Here is a 20,553-nt window from a genome sequence, read left to right as displayed (position 1 = left end):
GATCGGAAATGTCAGAAAGGCCCTGTCGCTGATACATGAGTACGGTTTTGGCTTTACCGTGATCACAAAATCAGATCGAATATTGCGCGACCTGGACCTGTTGCAAAAAATACATGAAAAGGCCAAGTGCGTAGTTCAGATAACCTTGACCACACACGATGAAGAGTTGTGCAAAAAGCTGGAACCCAACGTAAGCACCACAAGGGAGCGCTTTAACGTGCTGCTCCGTTTACGAGATGCCGGGATTCCGACTGTGGTATGGCTTTGCCCTATTCTACCGTTCATCAATGATACAACGGAGAATATTGCTGGCATCCTGCAATATTGCACCGAGGCAAGGGTGCGCGGCATAATTAATTTTGGCATGGGAATGACGCTGCGCCAGGGGAACCGGCAGTACTTCTACAGCCAGCTTGATAGACACTTTCCCGGAATGAAAGAGAGATACATCCGCACCTACGGAACGCAATACATACTGAGCAGCCCAAGCAGCAAAAACCTGATGGACTTTTTCCGGCGCTACTGTTTGCAGCATGGTATCATGCATGAGCCTGAGCAGATTTTTCAATACCTGAGTACGATGGAAGCAAGGCAGGCCCCCAAGCAACTGGGCCTCTTCGAATAACGAGCTTTATTCTTTGATCAGACAGGAATAGTGACCAATATCTGCTTTTGTGAACTCGAATGCTGGAACCGCAGTATAACAACGGGGCTTCTGTTCTCCGCGCCAGCATGAATTATTGTATTGTGAAGGGCTGATGCAGAATGTATTAGGCTGGGCTTGCCCCCTATAGCACATGAAATTTCATTCGCCTGCGCTGCAGGCGCAAAAGATCGCGGCATATTGCCGCTAACAAGCACTGGAGTGCGGTACCCAGCACTTACGGAGCATCTACACATGACAATGCCAACACCCCTGCCGCCTGATTGCGAACAACTGCCAATCTATCCCATGCCCACCGCCAGTCAATTACGCATGGTGGAAGAGAGCGGCCTTTTTGACGAGACATGGTACCGCCGTTGCTATCTGATGGGCAGAACCGCCACCATGCCCCCGCTTGTACATTACATGCAGTTTGGTCCGCGCAAGGGCTATCAGCCTAACAGACACTTCATCCCGCTGAACTATCTGAGATTTCACCCGGAAGCACTGGCACAAAACATCAATCCGCTACTGCACTATATACAAAACTTCAGACAAGCAGCGGCACTGGCATCGCAAACAGATATTGACTTTGACCAAATATACCATTGTGGAGGATTTGGCGGGAACGAAAGCTGCTCTGGCACAGGATCATCACTACAACAGACGGAGAAGCTGCGCACAGAACTGCAAAAAATTTTCTTCAAATACAGCATAAAAAGCGTATTGGACATTCCATGTGGCGACTGCCACTGGATTTCATCAATGGATTTTACTGACATCGCCTATACAGGAGGAGATATCGTTGCAGATTTAATAGAGAAAAATAAAATTAAGTTTGGCAGAAAATTTTCATTCCTGCTGCTTGATTTGTGCCGTGGGCCGCTGCCAGCAGCAGACATGTTGCTGACTCGAGACTGCTTTGTGCATTTGAGCTTTGAGGAAATTGCCAAAGCTCTGACCACCATAAGGAACAGCGACATCCACTATTTTTCCGCCACAACATTTACCAGTTGCACAGAAAATTATGATCTGGACCAGAACACCCGCTGGCGCCCCTTGAATCTGTGCCTGCCCCCCTTCAATTTTCCCGCCCCAACTGACCTAATCAACGAAAACTGTACGGAGAATGCCGGTCAGTACCAGGACAAATGCCTGGCAATATGGGAAATAGCGCGACTGTAGAATATACGGCGAGCGGCTGGCGACAACTAGGGCTGTACCAGTGGCGCAGAATCAATCGTATCCGGCACCCCCAAATGCCTTACCGCCCTCAACAGCCTTGCAATAATCCCTCTAGAACCAAATCTATGCCCTAGTTTCATCTATTCTTTTGCCCAACTGGCGGGGCAGAAGGACATTTTTTGCTTCCGTCATGTACCGCAAAAGCACACTCCTTTCGTAAAAAGCCTTTCCCTTGGCCTTGCACAAAATCATTTGTTTAGAGACAGCCCCTTAAGCAGGTCAACTTTGAAATGCACCACATTTCAAAGTTGTCATTCTGCCAAAGAATGCGCTTTTTAGCAGAATGCAGAGCGCCCCTACGCGGCGCACTGCATTCTTGTGAAACGGTAGAGCATTTAAATTTTTTCAAAATTCAAATGCTCTATACAAAGACGCCCTGCCAATATGCCCCAGCGCTGGCGTAGCTGCCCTCCCCGGCATATCTGTTTTGGAGAATCCGACAGCTCATAGAGTTCTTGGGCAGAGCCAGCCAGCGCACGGCAGCGTAGCTCCGTGGCGTACCCAGCCATTGGGGAGCCTGCCCCAGACCGCGCAAGGGCATACTGAGCAGCAGCGGCGCAGTCGCATGACCAGAACACGCGGCACGATTTGAAAAAGAGATGACGGCGGCAAAAAAGGCCGGGCACGGCACAGGGCTTACCCGCAGGGGGTAGCTGTTTGCCTGAAAAAATTTTAGCCCCGGCCGGAGTGGGTCCGGCCGGGGCTAGCAAGGAGGCTCACGGGGGTTGAGCATGGGCGTCCGGCGGGGGTTGTGGGGTGCGCCCGCCTGACGCTTCGGGGTTGTCACAGGAGGAGGGTGTGGACAATCCAATCTGCGGTCAGCCCCTGCCTGGAAGGCTGGCCGACTAAACCATTAGCGGGAGCATTATACTAATGGCAAGAGCCGTGCCAGGCATGAGATATTCCCATATCATGCTGCTTTTATAGCTTAAATTAAAATAAAATCCCGTGAGTCTTTCAACGCTTGTGCTACAATTTTACTCATTCATATCCAGAAGGTGCGTAATAATTACTCACACCATTTCCCACTCCGGCCCAAACCTGGGCACAGTCCAGCAAACCCTGCGGCAGCTCGTGCTCCAAGCGGCTAGCCGAGAACCGGTAGGCGCAATACCAGCCAGACCACAAAAGGGGCCAGCGCGGCAGTGATGATGCCTGCCAAAATGAGCGCCAGGCCAGCCATAGCCCCCTGTTCCTCACCTTCCTGAAGGGCCGCAGCGGTTCCCTGAGCGTGTGACACAGTGCCCAGGGCCAGTCCTCTGGCAAAGGGGTCAGCCACACGTGCAAGGTTCAGAGTCCAGCCGCCTATAAGGGAGCCAAGCGTGCCCGTGGCTACCACAAAGGCCGCCGTCAGCGACGGTATACCGCCATACATGCCTGCGATTTCGATGGCAAAGGGGATGGACACGCTCTTGGGCATGATGGATATGACAACTTCCTGCGGCAACCCGCCAACTCTCGCCATCAGCCCGGTGGAAAACATAGCCACAAAGGCTCCGGCGCACACGCTGCCCATAATGGCAAGTGCGTAGCGCAAAAGCACAAGGCGGTAACGGTACAGAGGCAGCGCCAGAGCAACCGTGGCAGGGCCAATGAAGGAGGTCATAATCTTTGAAGCAGGTTCATACACGGCGTAGGGAATATCAAAGGTCACCAGCACAATAATGACCGCAGCGGCTCCAAGAGCCACGATATTCAGCAGCGGATGCTTGTAGCGCAGATACAGCGCACGCACCGCCATATAGGCCAACAGCGTGCCCAGAATGCACAGCACCGTGCTTATGCTTACATAGGATTGCATGATTCGCCCTCCCGCCTGCGCGCCCTACAGCGTAAGGCACGGCCCAACAGCCCCACGGTGAGCAAGGGCAAAACAGCGCCCACAACTATGGCTACCAGCAATATCCAGCCGTAGTCGTAAAAAACGCCGCCCCACTGCATGAGGCCAACAGCAACAGGCACAAAGAAAAAAACCATATGCTTGAGCAAAAAGTTGGCCGCTGTGCTTATGTGGTCTTCCTTGACGATTCCGGTAAGCAAGAGGAGAAAAAGCACCACAATGCCAAGCACATTACCGGGCATTGGCAGCCCGGTGGCACGTACCACCCAGTCCGATCCCCAGAACAGGCCCGCCAGAATGGCCATCTGCCATAAAAACTTCCATGTCTCTTTCATTTCCAAATACCGCCAGTGTTGGGCCTTTGCGCGGCAACCGCGCCATAATTTGATGGCAATCCGGCACATCCGGCAAAATTGTGAACCGTGCGCCGCCGGAGCATGCCGACGAAAAACTTCCTGCCCCTGCATGCGGATGCCAAACTCCGCTGACATTGGGCATGTTCAAGCTCAGGAATTTTCTGACAGTCAGTAAAAACAGCCAGTTGCCCCTTGTATTGCAAACAGACTATCCAATGGCTATATTCATGACAAATGAATAAAAATAACAAAGAACATCAAAATTGGTGAATATATGGAATTGACGGACCTGCGCACCCTTGTCAGCGTTATGGAGACAGGCAGCATTACAGCCGCCGCCAAGGAACTGAACCGCGTTCCCTCAGGCGTGACCACGCGCATCCTTCAGCTGGAAGAAGCTCTTGGGGTGCAGCTTTTTCTGCGCGAAAAAAAACGGCTCCACCCCACAGACAAGGCACAAACCCTGTATGATTATGCCCTCAAGATACTTGCGATGGTGGACGAAGCTGAAAACCGCGTCCGAAGCATGGCTCCGGGCGGCAAATTTCGCATCGGCGCGCTGGAAAGCGCGGCTGCAGTGCGGCTGCCCGAAGTGCTGGCACGCCTGCACGCGGGGTATCCGCAAATATCGCTGGAGCTCTCCATCGGCACCAGCCGCTCGTTGTATGAGGACATTCTGGAAAACAGGCTGGACGCCGCCTTTGTTGTGGATATGCCGCAGGACGAAAGGCTGGCGCGAATGGACGCATTTGCTGAAGAGCTGGTGGTTATCGCGCCGGAAGGACACGCCGCCATCCATTACCCTGACGACATCGGACGCAAGACGGTGCTGGCCTTTCAGGGCGGCTGCGCCTACCGCAACCGTCTGGTCAGCTGGTTTCGGGCTTTCGGGCGGGAGCCGGAACGCATAGCGGAACTGGCTTCCTACCACGCCATTGTGGGCGGCGTTATTGCAGGTATGGGCGTGGGCGTGGTGCCGGAATCTGTGCTGCACCTTTGCCGTTCGGACGGAACACTTTCCGTACATCCGCTGGAGCATCCGCTGTGCAAGGCCACCACGGAGCTGGTCTGGCGCAAGAGCATGCTTTCCGCCAACATGACGGCCCTGCACCAGTGCCTGCACAGGCAGGAGGCGCAAAACGGCCAGGCTTGAGTCCACAGTTGCAGGGTTTACGCGGCGTCTGACCGCAATTTTTTACAGAAAACATCAGCGGCCACGCGCGCAGGACGCCGCGAAGCAACAATATATGCCAGCGGCCACAAAAAGCAGCCGCAGCAGTTGAGCAGATACAAATGCCCAGACAAAAGCGGGACGCTCTCCTACTGGATAAGCGTCCCGCTTTTGATACCTGTATCGCATCTGCGTAATTTTTACTCACCAGCTGGCGGCCTTTTATTCCGCGTCATTTCAGCCGGAGTATTTCACAGCGGAGGTTTAGTGCCCCGCAAAAAATTTAACGTAAAAATGTCTGGCTGCTCTTTCTAAGGAAGCACTGGTTAAAGAGCCTCCTGCAACCCCTCATGCATGGCTTCACGCACGGCCCTTACGCTGGCAGCGACGTCAGGCGCGCCCACCAGTTCGGACACAAGGCAGCAGCAACGTGCCCCATGCCGGGCCACGTCAGCGATATTGTGGGCCTTGATGCCCCCAATGGCAACAAAGGGCAGGTCAATATTGGCGGCAACCCAGTCCAGATAGGCAAAGCCCACAGGGGCCACCACGTCTTCCTTGGTCTGCGTGGCGAAAATCGGTCCCACGCCCAGATAGTCCGCGCCAAGTCCTCTGGCTGCCAGGGCCTGCTCCGGCTCATGCGTGGAAAGGCCGATGATCATGTCCGGCCCAACCAGTTTGCGCACCTCCGGCACGGGCAGATCTTCCTGCCCGACATGCACGCCGTCGGCTTCGACCAGCATGGCTATATCCACATGATCGTTCACGATGAAGCAGGCTCCGGCTTCACTGGTCAGGCGGCGCAACAGGCGGCATTCTTCAAGCATTTCACCGCCCTTGAGGTGCTTTTCGCGATACTGCAAAATACGCACGCCCGCGCCCAGCAGGGCTGAAGCGACTTCTTCAAGAGAGCGTCCCAAAGACAGGCGCGCGTCAGTGATGGCATAAATATCCGCTTCACCAGGAAGAATTTTGGCCATTATCAGTTCCTTACTTTTTTATGGCTGCAACGACACGGCGTATGCAGCTCTGCACAAAGCGTGCGGGATGAAAAGAAGTATGGGCAAGCTGTTGCGGCAGCTCAAAGCCGCGAGCGTCAAAATTTTCTGGGCGCAACAGGGGAAAAGTCACTTCCGTGCCGGATGCCGCGCTGCCCGGCGCTTTACGGCGCACCAGGGCCGCCCCGAGGGGCACAGCCTCGGGCGCAAGACCAAACACCGCGTACAGGGCTTCGTCCAGAGCAACAGCCGAGGCGCTGGCTCCCATCAGCTTGAGCACAAAAGGCTTGCCTCCTGACGGCCCGGTGACGTGCATGGCCACACCGCCGTCGGCAAGGGCCGCCACTGGCGGCAATGTGGCCCACAAGGCAGCCAGACAGTCAGCAAAATAGGCAGGGTCACGCCCCTCGCGGGCATGGGCCACGGCCTTGTGCAGGCCGCTCACGCAGCCAAAGCAGTTCTTTACCGCCAGGGTGAGCAGCATCTGCCCGTGCGCTTTGACTCTTGGCAAAGAAAGAATGAAATCGCATTCACGCACGGCGCTTGCCACATGAAAACGCGGCGCACCCTTGCCTGAAAGCGAAGATCGGACGCCTGGCAGCAGCGGCAATGTTACGGGCACAGGCTTGTCCAGCTGGCGCACGGTAAGGCCCAAAGGCCGCAGGGCGCTCTCAAGCCCGATGGCGCGGGCCACAGCCCCGGCCCGCCCAAAACCGGGAGAATCCGCCACGGCCATCTGCGCGCCGTGATCACGCAGCCAGCGGCAGGCGGCCACAACCACCCCCGGCGATGTGCACGCCAGCGACTTGCCCATAAGCAGGTTGGGCTTCACAAGCACCTTGGTTCCCACTTTGAGGGAACAGGACTGGGCAATCTGGGCGGCGTCCAGCACGTCCCCCACCAGTTGGTCAAGGGACTTGCGGTCGTAACCTTCACAACGGGCAAGAGCCACGGGCACGGCATGGGCGGAGGCGGGTTGTTTTTCCATTGGCTGAATATGCCGTTGAGCGGTCGCGTTGTCCAGCCCCGGTTTGGGCAGAAAGCCCGCGCAATGGCAGTCAGGAATGGACATACTGCGGCATGCCCCTGCGGTGCTCTCCAGCCTGCGCTCTTTTCAAAGCTCGGCTCTTGGCGTATGGATTCAGAACGGCGTAATGGCAATGATGTCACGCCGTTTTTCACGCGCCCCGCGGGAAAATTCCCCTTTCGGGCAGTGACGAAAAAACTCCGGCAGATCCTCTTGAGGTTGTTCATGCATTCCATATTCCGTTTTCTTGCTTGCTTTCTGCTGCTCCTGTGCTGTTTCACAACCGGGCAACGGGCGTTGGCCGCTGAAGCAGCCGCGCCGCAAGAAGCCGCCGCTGCTGCTGAAAAGCCACGGCAGGGCGACACCGCCACCGACAGCCCAGCCCGCGCTGCGGATACCGCAACTGCGGTTCCCGGTCAGCCAGAACCTCCGGTTGGACGGCCCGTCTCCCCTGAAAGCGTGCCTGCCGCCGCTCAGGTTCAGCCTGTAGCCCCTTCGGCCGAATCCGGCACCAGCCCGGCGCAGCAGCCGGAAAAGGCTGAAAAGCAGGAGAAAAAAGAAGCTCCCAAGCCCAAGGCCGAAAAAAAAGCGCCCCCAAAGCCCAAGGTTGAAAAAAAGGACGCTGCTGCGTCCAAGGCTGATAAAAACGAAAACCGCGCAGCCGAATCCGAAAAAAAAGACGCCCCGGACGGCGAAGAAGCCGCGCAGCAGGAAGAAGATAAAACCGGCGTGCTGCACGACCCGTGGTCAATGGTCTGGAGCAACCAGCACAACATGCTGGACGAGGTCAACGCCAAGGCGCTGGCCATGAGCGATACCTTTGGCGACCGCGCCTTCAACGTCAGCGAAAAAGTGCAGCCCTTTATTGAGGAAGCACGCCGTCTGCTTGTGTTGAGCAATACCTATAAAAACTGGCCCAACGCTATGGAAGCCGTGAGTCGCCGCCTTACGGTGACCATCGCGGAAGTGAACAAGATTCTCGCGCCTATGACGGTAGCGCGTGTTGAGTCGCAGGCCCTGCTTGAACGCATCAGCTATCTGGCCGACAGCCTGCCCGAAGACCTGCACGACGAACGCCTCAGCCCAGAGATGCAGGAATACATCCGCTCTCTGGCCATGACCCGCCTGCGTCTTACGGCGGTGCTTGCGCAGTACGACACGGCCCTTGCCCCTTCACTGGCGCTGCTCAACCGTCTTGAAAAAACACGTGAGGAAATCGCCTCGCAACTGCCCGCCCTGTGGAAGGACTATTACCTGCAAAAGCCGGTGCCCTGGCTCAGCCCCACGGCCTGGACAGATTTTTCCAAGCAGATGACTTATTCCTTACAGGGCATGCTGCTACGCATCCCCGTTGAAGTTCCCATTACGCTGGAAACTTGGGGCACGGCCATTCTGCGCTTCTTCGTCTGCCTGCTTTTCACGGGCGTCATCACGGTGATGCTGTCGCGGCGCTGGCTGAACGAAAAATCCAGCCCGACGGTAAAACACATTTTTCATGTAACCCTGCCCTGGCTCTGCGTGGGCCTGGCGCTTCTTGGCAGTTCCCTGGCCGCTTCGGGCGAGTTCTTCCGGCTGTTTCTGGCTTTCGGCAACCTGAGCCTTATTGTTGCCCAGATATATCTGGCCTGGGACTTGCGGCAGCTCAAATATCCCGAGGTGCAGATCGAACGGTCGCCGCTGTGGCACCTTATTCCGCTGACACTGTGCGCCTATGTGCTTCTTTACCTGCCGCTGGTCAAACCGCTGGTGCTCATCATCTGGATGGCCCTGCTTATTGCGGACATCATCCGCATGCGCCGCCGCAAGGAACAGGATCTCGGCCCCCTGCACGCGGAAACTTCGGTGCTGGAAAGCGAACCCGTTGTGCTGTGGATATGCCTCATCATGAGCATCTTTGGCCTGCATCTTTACAGCATGGTGCTCTACCTCTGCTTTGTGTCCTGCTCCATCGCCCTTCAGCTTTCGCTGGGCGGCATGAGCTTTGTGACCACAGTAAGCGAAAAATTGCCTCAGGAAGGCGTGCGCGCGGCACTGGCCCACATGGCCGTGGCACTGGCCGCTCCTGTTGTGCTGGTGCTGGCCTTTGTGGGCGTTACCCTGTGGGTAAGCACGCTGCCCGGCGGCCTGCCCCTGCTGCAGTACTACATACTGCGGGGCGTCAACGTGGGCACAACGCAGTTCAACATACTGCATCTGCTTATGATCGTCAGCGCGTTCTACATTACGCGCACAGCCGTGGGGATGGGCTCCCGCTTTCTGGGCCGCCTGCCCAAACAGGGGCTGCAAATAGATTCCACCCTCATTCCGCCGATGCAGACGGCTTTTTCCTACGCCCTGTGGTGCTGCTTCGGCCTCTTTGTGCTCAAGGCTCTGGGCATGGAACTGAGCAATCTGGCAATGGTGGCTGGTGGTCTTTCTGTCGGTATCGGTTTTGGCATGCAGACCATTGTTAACAACTTCCTTTCCGGGCTCATTCTTATTTTCAGCCGCACGCTTCAGGCTGGCGACGTGGTCGAGGTGGGCGGCACCCAGGGGCGGGTACGCAAAATCAGCGTGCGCGCCACAATGGTTGAAACATTTGATAATGCGCTCATCATCGTGCCCAACTCTGAATTTGTAGCCAGCCGCCTCATTAACTGGACGCGCAACAGCCGCACGGTGCGCAAGGAAATCAAGATAGGCGTGGCCTACGGCAGCGACACTGCCACTGTCATGCGCGTCTTGCTGGCCACGGCCAACGCCAACAGCAACGTGCTCAAATATCCCCCGCCAACCGTGGCCTTTGCGGATTTTGGGGCCAGCACCCTTGATTTCAGCCTGCGCTTCTGGGTGCGTGACTACGACGTGGGCACCTCCACCGCCTCTGATATCCGTGTTGAAATCGAGAAAGAGTTTCGCAATCAGCGTATTGAAGTGGCCTTTCCGCAGCTGGATATTCACATCAAGGATATACCACCCCGCGTGAAAAGCGCGCGTCCGCCGTCGGAAGAGCGCGCCGTCAAAAAGCCGCCCCGGCGTCCCCGGCGCAGATCCCTTGCCCCCGGGGCAGCGGGCGCTGCTCTTGCCACGCCAGTACCTGCCACGGCTGATGACGACGAAGACGAAGCATAGGCAAGCAGAACGCGCCCGGCCCGGCACTGCACTGGGCCAAAACGCTCCACGGCTGCTGCTCCCCCAGGACCGCAGTCAAACACAAGGCACAAGGAGAGCATATGATCTATCGCGCTGACGCACTGGACGGATTTGAAAAAGAAATGTTTGGCGGCCCCGGAACCACCAAGTTCACCAAAATTGTCAGCGAAGACGGCCTGGCCGGCAAGGGCCGCCTCTTCAACGTGGTGAACCTCAAGCCCGGCTGCGCCATCGGCAGCCACAAGCACAGCGGCGAACTGGAAATCTATTATGTGCTCAAAGGTCACGGCACCTATGACGACAACGGCACTGCCGTACAGGTCAAGCCCGGTGACGTGACTGTCTGTAACGATGGTGAAGTGCACGGCATACTCAACAGCGGCACTGAAGATATGGAAATGATCGCCCTTATTCTGTTCACGAAATAGCATCGGCCTGCGCAGATCAGCGCAATAAGCCAAATGCTCTGGTTTAGGGGCAGAACAAAAAACACAGGAGAAGCCGTATGACTTCTCCTGTGTTTTTTTTTTATATCGCTCAGAACGGTGAGCCCAGGCTGTGCCGTCACGAGCGCTTTTCAGATGTTTCTGCGTCAAATTTCTTCGTTATAGCTAAGAAATTAAACCGTTAACGACATTTCTTTGAGCTTGTTACCTTTGAAAGAGTAAACATGCTCCGCCCGGCAGAATACCTTGCAGGCGGCGCTGCCTAATACTGGATGTAGGCAACGTGGGTTTGCAGGTACTCCATAAGCCCGTGCTTGCCGTCGGCCCCGCCAATGCCGGACTTGCGCCAGCCCGCGTGGAAGCCCTGCATGGCCTCAAAATTTTCGCGGTTTACATAGGTTTCGCCAAACTTCAGTTTGTTCACCGCCTCAAGGGCGCTGCTGATATTGCGCGTGTAGATGGACGACGTCAGGCCGTATTCGCAGTCATTGGACAAGGCAATGGCCTCATCCAGATCGCGGAAGGTCAGCATGGGCAGCACCGGGCCGAACACTTCCTTACGCACGATTTCCATATTCTGATGGCAGTTGCGCAACAGGGTCGGCGTGTAGAAATAGCCGCTTCCACGAGGAGCGCGCGCGCCGCCAGTGACAGTTTCTGCCCCGTCAGCTTGGGCGCGGGCCACCATACCTTCAATTTTAGCAAGATGCTCGGCGCTGATCTGGCTGCACATATCCGGCGCAGGGTCGTCAAAGGGATTTCCAAGGCGCACATTATTGAACGCCACTGCAAGTTTTTCGGCAAACTGGTCGGCAATGCTTTCATGTACGTAGAGACGTTCGGCGCAGTTGCACACCTGACCGCTGAAGATGGTACGCGAGGCAGTGATGGCCTTGACGGCCAGATCCTGATCCGCATCCAGGCACACAATGGCCGGGGCCTTGCCGCCCAGCTCCAGCGAAATCTTGGTAACGTTTTCAACGCTGGCGGCAATAATGCGCTGCCCGGCTTCAACGCTGCCTGTAAGGGAAACCATGTCTGCCTGCGGGCTGGAGGCAAGAGCCTCGCCCATGCTGCTGCCGCCGCCAGTGATGATATTGAGCACACCTGCAGGCAGGTCCACTTCTTCAGCCACCAGCCGAGCAAATTCCATTGTGGTAGCCGGGGCCACGCTGCTGGGTTTGATAACGGCGGTGCAGCCCACCAGCAGCGATGGAGCAACCTTGCGGGCCATGACAAAGAAGGGGAAGTTCCAGGGGCAAATGCCCACGACCACGCCGATGGGCTGCCGATACAGCAGGATATTTTCGCGCGGGCGGTCGCTTTGAATGATCTCGCCTTCATAAATGCGCGCCCAGCCAGCGTAATAGTCAAAATAGTCTGCTGTAAAATCCACCTCAACCTGGGCAAGAGGATGGGTTTTGGCCTGTTCGTCGGCCAGAATGCGGCCCAGTACCAGACGATTTTTGCGAATGACCGCCGCGAATTTCTTAAGGTATTCCGCCCGCGCTGCCGATGTCAGGGCGGCCCAGCCGCTCTGAGCCCTGTGGGCCGCTTCCAGAGCGGCCATTGCATCCTCACGCCCACCATTGGGCGTATGGGCCATTATTTTTCCGGTCGAGGGATTTTCAACTTCAATCATTGAATCCGAGAGACCGGGTACCAGCTTACCGTTGATGAACTGCAAATATGTACGCATGTTCTCTCCTTGGTTTGCTTCAACTTAGCCATAAAACAGAATTAAGGTAAAGCCGCCCGGAAATGCCGCAGGGGCGCGGCTTGGCGGCACACGTGCTGAACCGTGACGTAATACATGCCGTTCTCAATACCAATCAATGCAAGCCGTAACCCGACGTCCGTTCCCCTCAGCCAGCTACGCTCGCCTTTTCCTGCACCCGGCAGCAATGGTTTTCGGCAATACCTTTCCCCGGTTTGAATATCTGCCACCGCACCCTCCAGAGCCTTGGAAATTTTTTATACTTAAAAATTAGACTGTTAATCATAGTCATGACAGAAAAGATAATTCTTTCCGGTGACAGTTATTGACATATGTCATAAAATGGCCATATTTTGTTTATGACATATGTCAATAAATGCATGTGCCGCTGTGGCACATGCACAACCACCTAAATTGAGGAGATTTACTATGTATGATACCAATTCTACAGGCCGCAAAAATGCGGGGCAGCATTCTGGTCACGGCTTTGGCAGATGCGGCAGAAGGGCCGCCACTGAATGCATGCCCACAGACGAAACGCGTCAGGAAGAAATGCCGCAAAACGGCATGGGACAAAACAGCATGCGCATGCGCCACGGACACCAGCACGGCGCTTGCCGCGGTATGGGTCACGTCATGGGTCACGGTATGGGCCAGGGTAACCAGAACGAGGGGCGCGGTCCTGAGCAAGGCTGCCGTCAAGCACATGGCCGTGGGCACGGGCATGGCATGTGCCGTGACCGTAATATGAATTCCGACCCTGCCTGCGCCACAAACGACGACGCCAATTAAGGCATTTTGACTTTGAAAAAACTTACCAGCTCTAGCGCTGCGCAAAAGCGCAGCGCGACCCAACGCGGAGTAGATTCTGCCGGAAATTACATTTTCCGGCAGAATGGCACCTTTGAAATATAAAGCATTGCAAAGCTCGTTGACTCCAAAATGCGTTCGCTTTGCAAGCATTCTGCGGTGCGAGTTTTTGTAAAATCCGCACCGGGCAGATACACAATTGCACTATGCATCAACTCGCTGGGCAGCCTGCCCTTGCAGCCGGTCCGCAGCTTCTGATGCCATAAGGCCGCTCCCTGCCGGGGCGGCTTCACGTTTTACCAAGAGAAGCCCCATGCCAAGACCCAAAAAATGGCGCAGAGTCTGCTGCATGCCCCAGAGTACCTGTTTCGGCCCGGTGGCAGGAACTGATGCCCCTGTGGCTGACACTGACGGCACTATGCCTATAGAGGAAACACAGGGGCGTGGCTGCGGAATGCGTCGCGGCATGCACGGCTCAGGGCGCGGCGGGCGCAGAGGGCATGCAGGACACGGCATGCCCGGAGAATCCGTCATCATGACCGTAGACCAGTATGAAACCGTGCGGCTGATTGATCTGGAAGGCCTGACGCAGGAAGCCTGTGCTGAAAAAATGCAGATCGCGCGCACCACCGTGCAGAGCATCTATGCAGAGGCACGAAAAAAGCTGGCTGACGCGCTGGTGAACAGCAAGATCCTGCGTATTGAAGGCGGTGAATACAAACTCTGCGAGGATGCAGACGAACCGTGCGGGCACGGTGGCTGCCATCACCACCGCAGACAAGGCTTTTGAGCCGCCCCCTTTAACGGTTTGCATGCTCGAGGCATCTGGCACGTTATTACGGGTTACGCGTTCAAATCAAAAAACCGTGCGGCTGATTGATCTGGAAGGTCTGAGGCAGGGTAGCTTACTCTGAAAAGATGCAGATCGTGCGCATTATCAAAATGAAAACTCTGACGCGTCGTGTCTCTGGCGGTTTTTACGGCACACGGCACAGCCATTGGACAACCGTATTTCACTACATTTTATATATGTACTTACATAGCAGTAAGTACCATACATTTTAAAAGCACAAGAACGTTTTACGCAAATCAGCGGAGCTCAACCCGTTGCTCACCAGCCAAGCCACGCAGCTGCGCATATGGCTTGCACATATGGCTTGTGCCTGCCCTATCCAGCTCCCCTGCACGGGCATCCCCAAACCGCAGCCCCCTTGGCTCAGGGCAGCAGTCAGACGATTCAGGCAGGTTCTGCTTCCTTGCACACGTCAACCCAGACGCCCCCGGTGATGCGCTCAAGTTCGTCCAGCGTAATTCTTACTGCATTGTTGGGCGCTCCCGCCGCTGGATAGACTGGGTCAAAACGCCTGAGGCTGGCATCCAGATAGATGCGCACATTGTCGTGCAACGCAAAAGGACACACGCCGCCCATCGGATGCCCCACCAGTTCCAGCAGTTCTTCTGGCTTGATAAAACGGGGTTTGCAATTGAAGGCGTCCTTGAATTTGCGGTTGTCCAGCCGGGCCGTGCCCATCGCCACCAGCACCAGGGGGCCGTCTGTCCCCATAACAGAAAGACTCTTGGCAATACGCCCCGGCTCGCAACCCACGGCTGCGGCAGCCAGATCCACAGTGGCGCTCGACACCTCAAATTCCATATAGGCCTCAGCCAGGCCGTGACTCGCCAGCACAGCCTTTACCGCATCCACACGCATGATCCGTCCTTGGTTTTAAATCCCGCTGTACCATCAAGCCGCTTTCTGCAAAGCTTGGTACAGTGCATGCCAGTTCTTACGGCAACATTTTGCTGATTCTGACTTTGCCCGATGAGAGCATCGGCGTACCGCCAATATTAAGTGCCGCCCTGGATAGTATCATCTCGACATGAATTTCTTATTATATCAAAAAGCGAACCTTTTATGCAGGAGCGCGAAGTTATGGCGCTCGACCGGAATAAAAGATGAAATTCAACGCAGAGCCAACTGGCAAGGCACTGGCTACGGCACTGCCTAGCGTCTGAAGACCAGCGCCAGCCCAACCAGTACCAGCACGAATCCCAAAAGGCGCGGCCAGCCAAAGGGCGTCACGGGCAGACCAAACCAGCCGTAGTTGTCTATAACAGCCGCCATAAGCAGATTGCCGAAAATCATAGCCATAGCCGTTGCCAGCACGCCAATGCGCGGCACGGCAATGATGGTGTTCAGCACCATAATGGCCCCGAAAATACCGCCAACCCACTGCCATGAGGGCGTTTCAGCCACCCGCCAGATCTGCCCGCGCCCGAAAAACAGCGTGGCCAAGCCAAGAAACAATGCCCCGCAGGCAAAAGAAATAAAGCTGCTTTCCAGAACGCCCACAGTACGGCTCAAGGCCGCGTTAATGGGCGACTGCATGGCCGTCAGGCAGCCTGCCAGAATCATGAGAACAATGTACAGCATAACCCCTCCGGCAATGTCTGAGGGTAGGAGCGCCCTTATATAAAGACACTCCGGCGGTTGCGAGGCCTCCGCAAGATGTTCGGCGCAATATGACCGCCGCAAAATGTTTGCCACCATACGGCTTGCGGCAGGTCTCTGGCAGAAGATGTCTTGCGGCAGCTGCGTGGCGCAATCCGTCCGCGCAGTGCGCATGCGTCAGCGCGAAGGGTGAAGATATAGATTACGGGCAGAAAACGGTTGCCTCTGCTCTTCATCAGGAGTGCAGAGCCCGCAGCCCCACAACCGGCGTGCAGCCGCCGCCGAGCAAAAAACGCAGGCTGCTTATTTGCCGCTGCGCAAAAAGGGCGTATGGGCGACGGCCACAAGCAATCCTTCCGGGCTGAGAAAACGGGTAACGGTCTGTCCCCACGGCTCCTGCTTCAAGCGCACTAGCAGATTGTAGCCATTTTGCTCAAGCACTTGTGTGGCGGCTTCAATGTCTTCCACATCCAGCTCAAGCCAGGCCTGGGGCACAGGCACTTCTTCCGGCCACTGCTCGGTGCCGAAGCAGGAAAGCGCGGCCTTGTCCAGAGGCCAGAGAGCAAAATGTTTCACGCCTTCCACGGCCTGCGTGTGCCAGTAGCCCTCATAGCCCTCGGTGTGCTCAAGCGGCAGGCCGAACATATCCCTGTACAGGTGTTCGCTTTGCTGCTGCCTGTTCACCACGGGGCCGAAGCCTGAAATAAAAAGAACTTTTATACCTTGCGGCAGATTGGGCTGCATTGCTGTCTCCAAGCCGGGCAAGGTTCCGTGCCGGACACAAGGCTTCAACCCCGGTCCGGCACAGTTCCCTGATTTTATTTTTTACTCAGCAAAAATGCCTTTGGGCAGCGCGCCAAAAACAGCTTCGTAGCGCTGACGGAAGTTCGCCGGGGTAATGACATGCTCCTGCGTGCCCATTTTTTCCAGGGCAAAGCTGGCGCTGACAGAGCCCAGCTTGGCGGCTTCGGGCATGGCAAGACCATTCACCAGCCCCTTGATGAGGCCCGCGCGGTGGGCGTCGCCCGCTCCGGTGGGGTCCAGCACCTTATCAATGGGCACAGGGGCAATACGTACGGTCTCGCCCTGGCCGCGCACTTGTGCGCCTTCCGCGCCAAGTGTCGTCACAAGCCAGCTGGTGCGGGCCGCAATTTCATCTTCGCTCTTGCCTGTGGCCTTGCAGATCATGTTCAGTTCATAGTCGTTGGTGATGCAGGCCAGGGAGCCTTCAATGGCTTCCAGCAGTTCTTCGCTGGTGAGCACGGGCAACTGCTGGCCGGGGTCAAAAATATATGGCACGCCCTTTTCACGGTACATGCGGGGCAGACGGCGCATGTCTTCCACATTGCCGGGCGACACGATGGCGATGTCCTGGCGGGCATCCATGCCGGGGAAGTCGTACACGGCAGGCAGGGTCATTGCGCCGGGATAAAACCCGGTGATCTGGTTGCTGTTCAGGTCTGTGGTGATATAGCACAGGGCCGTGAACACATCTTCCGCGCGGCGGATGCCGTCCAGGGGCAGGCCGTGGGAGGCCAGCGTCTGGGCGTAGGACTCGAAATCACGTCCGGCAGCGGCCACAATCACGGGCTTTTCATCAAGCAGGGCAAGAGTATAGGCGATATTGCCCGCGCAGCCGCCACGCCTTTCATCCATGCCGTCCACCATAAAGCTGACATTGATCATGTGCAGCTTGTCCATGAGAATATGGTCCTGAAAATTACCGGGAAAGGTCATGATGCGGTCAAAGGCCAGCGAACCGGAAACGTAAATGGCCATAGGGTCCTCGCGTTATATGGTGAACAAATATTTGTTAAAAACAGTCTGGCCGCCCCGCCGGAAATTGGCCAGAAACATTTTGAACTGAAAAAACTGTTTTCACGGCTTTCAAAAGACTGCCTTGGCATTGCGGCGCAAAAACCCCGCGCCGACCTCATGCCCTGTAGCGACAAAAGCCGCAGCGCGCAGCAGTTCTAGAGCAGATCAAGTTTTTCGAAGGTAAAAGACTTCAAGACATTTTACCCGTGGAATAACCGAAAAAATTGCCCTGAAATCCCTGCTGCCAACAAACTCAGGCTGACTCTGCCCGGCGCAAAGGCCTGGCCTTGCGTTATTGTTATGACTCGGGCGGGGGCGGTTGGCTGTTCTCCTGAATCCAGTGCAGAAAAGGCCCATGCCCCGCCTCAATGGGCACAGCCACAATGCAGGGCACCTCGTAGGGGTGCAGGCGTTTAACCGCCGCTTCAAAGGCTGGCAGGGCCGCGCGGCTCACCTGAGCCAGCAGCAGGCATTCTGCCGCATCGTGAACTTCGCCGCGCCAACGGTATATGGAGCGCGCCCCAGGCACTATATTTACCCCGGCGGCAAGCCCCTCACCCACCAGGGCGCGGGCAAGCTCAAGGGCAAACTCTTCATGGGGCGCAGTGACATAAACGAGAAGGGACATGCGATACCTCCGCCGTGGGGTCTGAGGGCAAGGTTATACCCAAACGCGCAAAAAACAAAGACCGCAACAGGCGGCAAGGCCACAGCATAAACGCGCAACACTGCTTGTATACAGCTGGCTTCACAACCTGCACGGTTTTTACAGGATCATCACGCCACATCCTGCAAGGCATATGTTGATTTTATACACGCAAAGCCGCAGAATCAATGACCGCATACGCAACTTTTACTACGCAGCAGGCCACGCTGTCAGTCTCATGCACCTTGCGGGCATTTTGCGCATATGGCATAGGACAGGCATGAAGGCGAAAAATATCCGTCAGGCGAGAGCGCAAAAAATACTTGAGGCCTTGCGAACCCGCTATCCTTCTCCCCGCACGCATCTGGATGCGGAATCAGCGTGGCAGTTGCTGGTAGCCACGGTTCTTGCCGCCCAGTGTACGGACGCCAGGGTCAATACCGTGACTCCGGAACTGTTCCGCCGCTGGCCCGGCCCCAGCGACATGACGAAGGCGACCATTGAAGAGATCGAGTCCATCATTCGCCCCACAGGCTTTTATCACAGCAAGGCAAAAAATCTGCTGGGCGCTGCGACCCGCGTGTGCGAAGTTTACGGTGGCCAGGTGCCAAAAACGCTTGAGAAACTCATCACCCTGCCCGGTGTGGCGCGCAAGACTGCGAATGTGGTGATGTTCGGGGCCTTCGGCATCAACGAGGGGCTTGCTGTAGATACCCACGTCAAGCGTATCAGCTATCGCCTTGGGCTCACTGACGCAACCGACCCCGTCCCCATTGAACGCGACCTTATGGAGCTTTTTCCACGCGAAGAATGGGGCGATGTGAATCACCGCATGGTATGGTTTGGGCGCGAGGTGTGCGAGGCCCGCAAACCTCTTTGCGGGCAGTGTGAGATGGCAGACTTTTGCCCGAAGCTCGAACCGCCCAAAACACCTCGCCCGCAACGCAGCAAAAAATCAAAGCCTTAAGAAATACGTTTTCCCGTCGATGAGAACTACAGCGCTCTGCCATTCAGGCCAGCGCTCCCCAAGTCTCTTATTCAAGACTCAGCCGCCAACCGGCTCGGACATACAGGATAAAAGCCATGTCGCAAAACAGCTTGCTCAACGTCAACAACAATGAACTTGAAATCATTGAATTTATTATAGACGAAAAGCAGCCAGACGGCAGCTCCTACAGTGGGCACTACGGCATCAACGTGGCCAAGGTGCTTGAAATCATCCGCCTGCCCAACATCACCAGCGTACCCAGCAAGTGCGACCCTTCAGTGCTTGGCACTTTCAACTTGCGGGGCAAGGTGCTGCCCATTCTCAATCTTGCCACATGGCTTGGCAAAACAATGACTGAAGAATCCAACGCCAAGGTCATTGTAACGGAATTCAGCGGGGTGCAGGCCGCTTTTCTTGTCTCGTCCGTCACCAGCATCCACCGCATGACCTGGGACCGCATTGAGCCGCCAAACCAGTACGTGCAGACCTATTCGCGCGACAGCATCACCGGCGTTTTGCGCATTCAGAACAGGGTGCTCTTTATTCTGGATATGGAAAAAATTCTGGCCAGTCTGGACAGCACGCTGGACATGTCGCAGATCAAGGTAGACACCTCTCCCGTTGAAGGCGCTGCCCAGTTTCATCTGCTTGTGGCCGACGATTCCAATTCGCTGCGGCACATCATCAAGTCTTCTTTGCAAAAGTCCGGCTTTCAGGTCACGGCTGTGGCCAGCGGGCGCGAAGCCTGGGAATTTTTGCAAAAAACCCGTGATGAAGCCCAAAACGAAGGCAAAGAACTTACCGACATTGTGCATCTGGTTATCTCTGACATCGAGATGCCCGAGATGGACGGCCATATGCTCACGGCGAAGATACGCGACACTCCCGGCATGAGCACCCTGCCCGTCATCCTCTTCTCTTCGCTCATCACTGAGGCCCTGTACGCCAAAGGCGTCAAGGTGGGGGCAGACAAGCAGGTTTCCAAACCCGACCTGCCCAGCCTGAGCAAAATCATCCGCGAGCTTATTGCAGAAAAACTGAATAAATAGCGGGCAGCGGCGAGCGCATACCAAGTGCCGCAGGCCGGATTTCCGGCATAAAAGCTCACATATTTTTTGGCATACCGCTGACCGCCCCTTCGGGCGGTCTTTGTTTCAGACGCACCATAAACAAGGTGCTGTACCTTGCCTGGCAGGCAGAAAAGTATCCCTGCTTCTGTGTTGCCCCTGCCTCCAGGGCTGATTTTCCCCGCCTGCGTCTTTAG

Annotated in this window: 21 protein-coding genes; 9 read left to right on the top strand and 12 right to left on the bottom strand. The window is 56.0% G+C overall.

Annotated elements, in window-relative coordinates; all coding sequences use genetic code 11:
• Together QM579_RS00470 and QM579_RS00465 are read left to right on the top strand one after the other, a co-directional pair.
• Positions 1-625 (top strand): SPL family radical SAM protein (locus QM579_RS00470; RefSeq protein ID WP_414997277.1); only part of this gene is annotated, 625 nt, incomplete at its 5' end.
• Between the two features lie 444 nt (positions 626-1,069).
• Positions 1,070-1,828: a class I SAM-dependent methyltransferase gene (locus tag QM579_RS00465; protein WP_414997276.1), complete on the top strand. Its 759-nt coding sequence runs from the start codon at positions 1,070-1,072 to the stop codon at positions 1,826-1,828.
• A gap of 421 nt (positions 1,829-2,249) precedes the next feature.
• Here the strand turns inward: QM579_RS00465 and QM579_RS00460 are convergent, their stop codons facing one another.
• The 3 genes from QM579_RS00460 to QM579_RS00450 all read right to left on the bottom strand — a co-directional run bounded on the left by QM579_RS00460 (position 2,250) and on the right by QM579_RS00450 (position 4,063).
• Positions 2,250-2,429 carry a hypothetical protein gene (locus QM579_RS00460; protein ID WP_414997275.1) on the bottom strand — a complete coding sequence of 60 codons (180 nt, stop codon included), beginning with the start codon at positions 2,427-2,429 and terminating at the stop codon, positions 2,250-2,252.
• A gap of 546 nt (positions 2,430-2,975) precedes the next feature.
• A complete protein-coding gene (locus QM579_RS00455) occupies positions 2,976-3,689 on the bottom strand; it encodes an LrgB family protein (RefSeq protein ID WP_414997274.1) in 714 nt (237 codons plus the stop codon).
• Complete coding sequence (locus QM579_RS00450; protein WP_414997273.1) at positions 3,674-4,063, bottom strand: CidA/LrgA family protein; 390 nt, start codon at positions 4,061-4,063, stop codon at positions 3,674-3,676. Before QM579_RS00450 ends, QM579_RS00455 begins: the two co-directional genes overlap by 16 nt.
• A 295-nt stretch (positions 4,064-4,358) precedes the next feature.
• Here QM579_RS00450 and QM579_RS00445 point away from each other — a divergent pair, with 295 nt between their 5' ends.
• Complete coding sequence (locus QM579_RS00445; RefSeq protein ID WP_414997272.1) at positions 4,359-5,237, top strand: LysR substrate-binding domain-containing protein; 879 nt, start codon at positions 4,359-4,361, stop codon at positions 5,235-5,237.
• A 344-nt stretch (positions 5,238-5,581) separates the two neighbouring features.
• On the opposite strand, the gene thiE is transcribed toward QM579_RS00445, so the two are convergent.
• Together thiE and QM579_RS00435 are read right to left on the bottom strand one after the other, a co-directional pair.
• Positions 5,582-6,235 carry a thiamine phosphate synthase gene (thiE, locus tag QM579_RS00440; RefSeq protein WP_414997271.1) on the bottom strand — a complete coding sequence of 218 codons (654 nt, stop codon included), beginning with the start codon at positions 6,233-6,235 and terminating at the stop codon, positions 5,582-5,584.
• A 10-nt stretch (positions 6,236-6,245) separates the two neighbouring features.
• On the bottom strand, positions 6,246-7,325 hold the full coding sequence (locus tag QM579_RS00435; RefSeq protein WP_414997270.1) for a DUF362 domain-containing protein: 1,080 nt from the start codon (positions 7,323-7,325) through the stop codon (positions 6,246-6,248).
• A 180-nt stretch (positions 7,326-7,505) separates the two neighbouring features.
• Here QM579_RS00435 and QM579_RS00430 point away from each other — a divergent pair, with 180 nt between their 5' ends.
• Both QM579_RS00430 and QM579_RS00425 read left to right on the top strand, forming a co-directional pair.
• The gene (locus tag QM579_RS00430; protein WP_414997269.1) at positions 7,506-10,391 is read left to right on the top strand and encodes a mechanosensitive ion channel domain-containing protein; all 2,886 of its coding nucleotides are present in this window, start codon (positions 7,506-7,508) and stop codon (positions 10,389-10,391) included.
• Positions 10,392-10,492: 101 nt separating this feature from the next.
• A complete protein-coding gene (locus QM579_RS00425) occupies positions 10,493-10,840 on the top strand; it encodes a cupin domain-containing protein (protein WP_414997268.1) in 348 nt (115 codons plus the stop codon).
• 280 nt (positions 10,841-11,120) lie between these two features.
• On the opposite strand, the gene aldA is transcribed toward QM579_RS00425, so the two are convergent.
• The gene (gene aldA / locus QM579_RS00420; RefSeq protein WP_414997267.1) at positions 11,121-12,557 is read right to left on the bottom strand and encodes an aldehyde dehydrogenase; all 1,437 of its coding nucleotides are present in this window, start codon (positions 12,555-12,557) and stop codon (positions 11,121-11,123) included.
• Between the two features lie 447 nt (positions 12,558-13,004).
• Between aldA and QM579_RS00415 the strand changes: the two genes are divergently transcribed.
• Positions 13,005-13,367, top strand: coding sequence for a hypothetical protein (locus tag QM579_RS00415; protein ID WP_414997266.1), 363 nt, complete (start codon positions 13,005-13,007; stop codon positions 13,365-13,367).
• Positions 13,368-13,589: 222 nt separating this feature from the next.
• Here the strand turns inward: QM579_RS00415 and QM579_RS00410 are convergent, their stop codons facing one another.
• Entirely contained in the window at positions 13,590-13,736 is a 147-nt protein-coding gene (locus tag QM579_RS00410) for a hypothetical protein (RefSeq protein ID WP_414997265.1), read from the bottom strand.
• Between QM579_RS00410 and QM579_RS00405 the strand changes: the two genes are divergently transcribed.
• Entirely contained in the window at positions 13,735-14,175 is a 441-nt protein-coding gene (locus QM579_RS00405; RefSeq protein ID WP_414997264.1) for a DUF134 domain-containing protein, read from the top strand. The genes QM579_RS00410 and QM579_RS00405 overlap by 2 nt on opposite strands.
• Positions 14,176-14,622: 447 nt before the next feature.
• Here the strand turns inward: QM579_RS00405 and QM579_RS00400 are convergent, their stop codons facing one another.
• From QM579_RS00400 to cutA, 5 genes are all read right to left on the bottom strand, one after another.
• On the bottom strand, positions 14,623-15,096 hold the full coding sequence (locus tag QM579_RS00400) for a YbaK/EbsC family protein (RefSeq protein WP_414997263.1): 474 nt from the start codon (positions 15,094-15,096) through the stop codon (positions 14,623-14,625).
• 294 nt (positions 15,097-15,390) lie between these two features.
• Positions 15,391-15,819 carry a DMT family transporter gene (locus QM579_RS00395; RefSeq protein WP_414997262.1) on the bottom strand — a complete coding sequence of 143 codons (429 nt, stop codon included), beginning with the start codon at positions 15,817-15,819 and terminating at the stop codon, positions 15,391-15,393.
• Positions 15,820-16,140: 321 nt separating this feature from the next.
• The gene (locus QM579_RS00390) at positions 16,141-16,581 is read right to left on the bottom strand and encodes a VOC family protein (protein ID WP_414997261.1); all 441 of its coding nucleotides are present in this window, start codon (positions 16,579-16,581) and stop codon (positions 16,141-16,143) included.
• Between the two features lie 81 nt (positions 16,582-16,662).
• The gene (locus QM579_RS00385; protein WP_414997260.1) at positions 16,663-17,616 is read right to left on the bottom strand and encodes a carbohydrate kinase family protein; all 954 of its coding nucleotides are present in this window, start codon (positions 17,614-17,616) and stop codon (positions 16,663-16,665) included.
• A gap of 337 nt (positions 17,617-17,953) precedes the next feature.
• Positions 17,954-18,283, bottom strand: coding sequence for a divalent-cation tolerance protein CutA (cutA, locus tag QM579_RS00380; protein ID WP_414997259.1), 330 nt, complete (start codon positions 18,281-18,283; stop codon positions 17,954-17,956).
• Positions 18,284-18,581: 298 nt separating this feature from the next.
• On the opposite strand from cutA, the gene nth reads away from it, so the two are divergent.
• Positions 18,582-19,268, top strand: a complete 687-nt coding sequence (gene nth / locus QM579_RS00375; RefSeq protein ID WP_414997278.1) for an endonuclease III — start codon at positions 18,582-18,584, stop codon at positions 19,266-19,268.
• 116 nt (positions 19,269-19,384) lie between these two features.
• Positions 19,385-20,338, top strand: a complete 954-nt coding sequence (locus QM579_RS00370; RefSeq protein WP_414997258.1) for a chemotaxis protein — start codon at positions 19,385-19,387, stop codon at positions 20,336-20,338.
• Positions 20,339-20,553 lie beyond the last annotated feature (215 nt).

The organism is Desulfovibrio sp., from assembly GCF_047607245.1.
Taxonomy (GTDB): Bacteria; Desulfobacterota; Desulfovibrionia; order Desulfovibrionales; family Desulfovibrionaceae; genus Desulfovibrio.
This window is presented reverse-complemented; position numbering and strand designations above follow the sequence as displayed.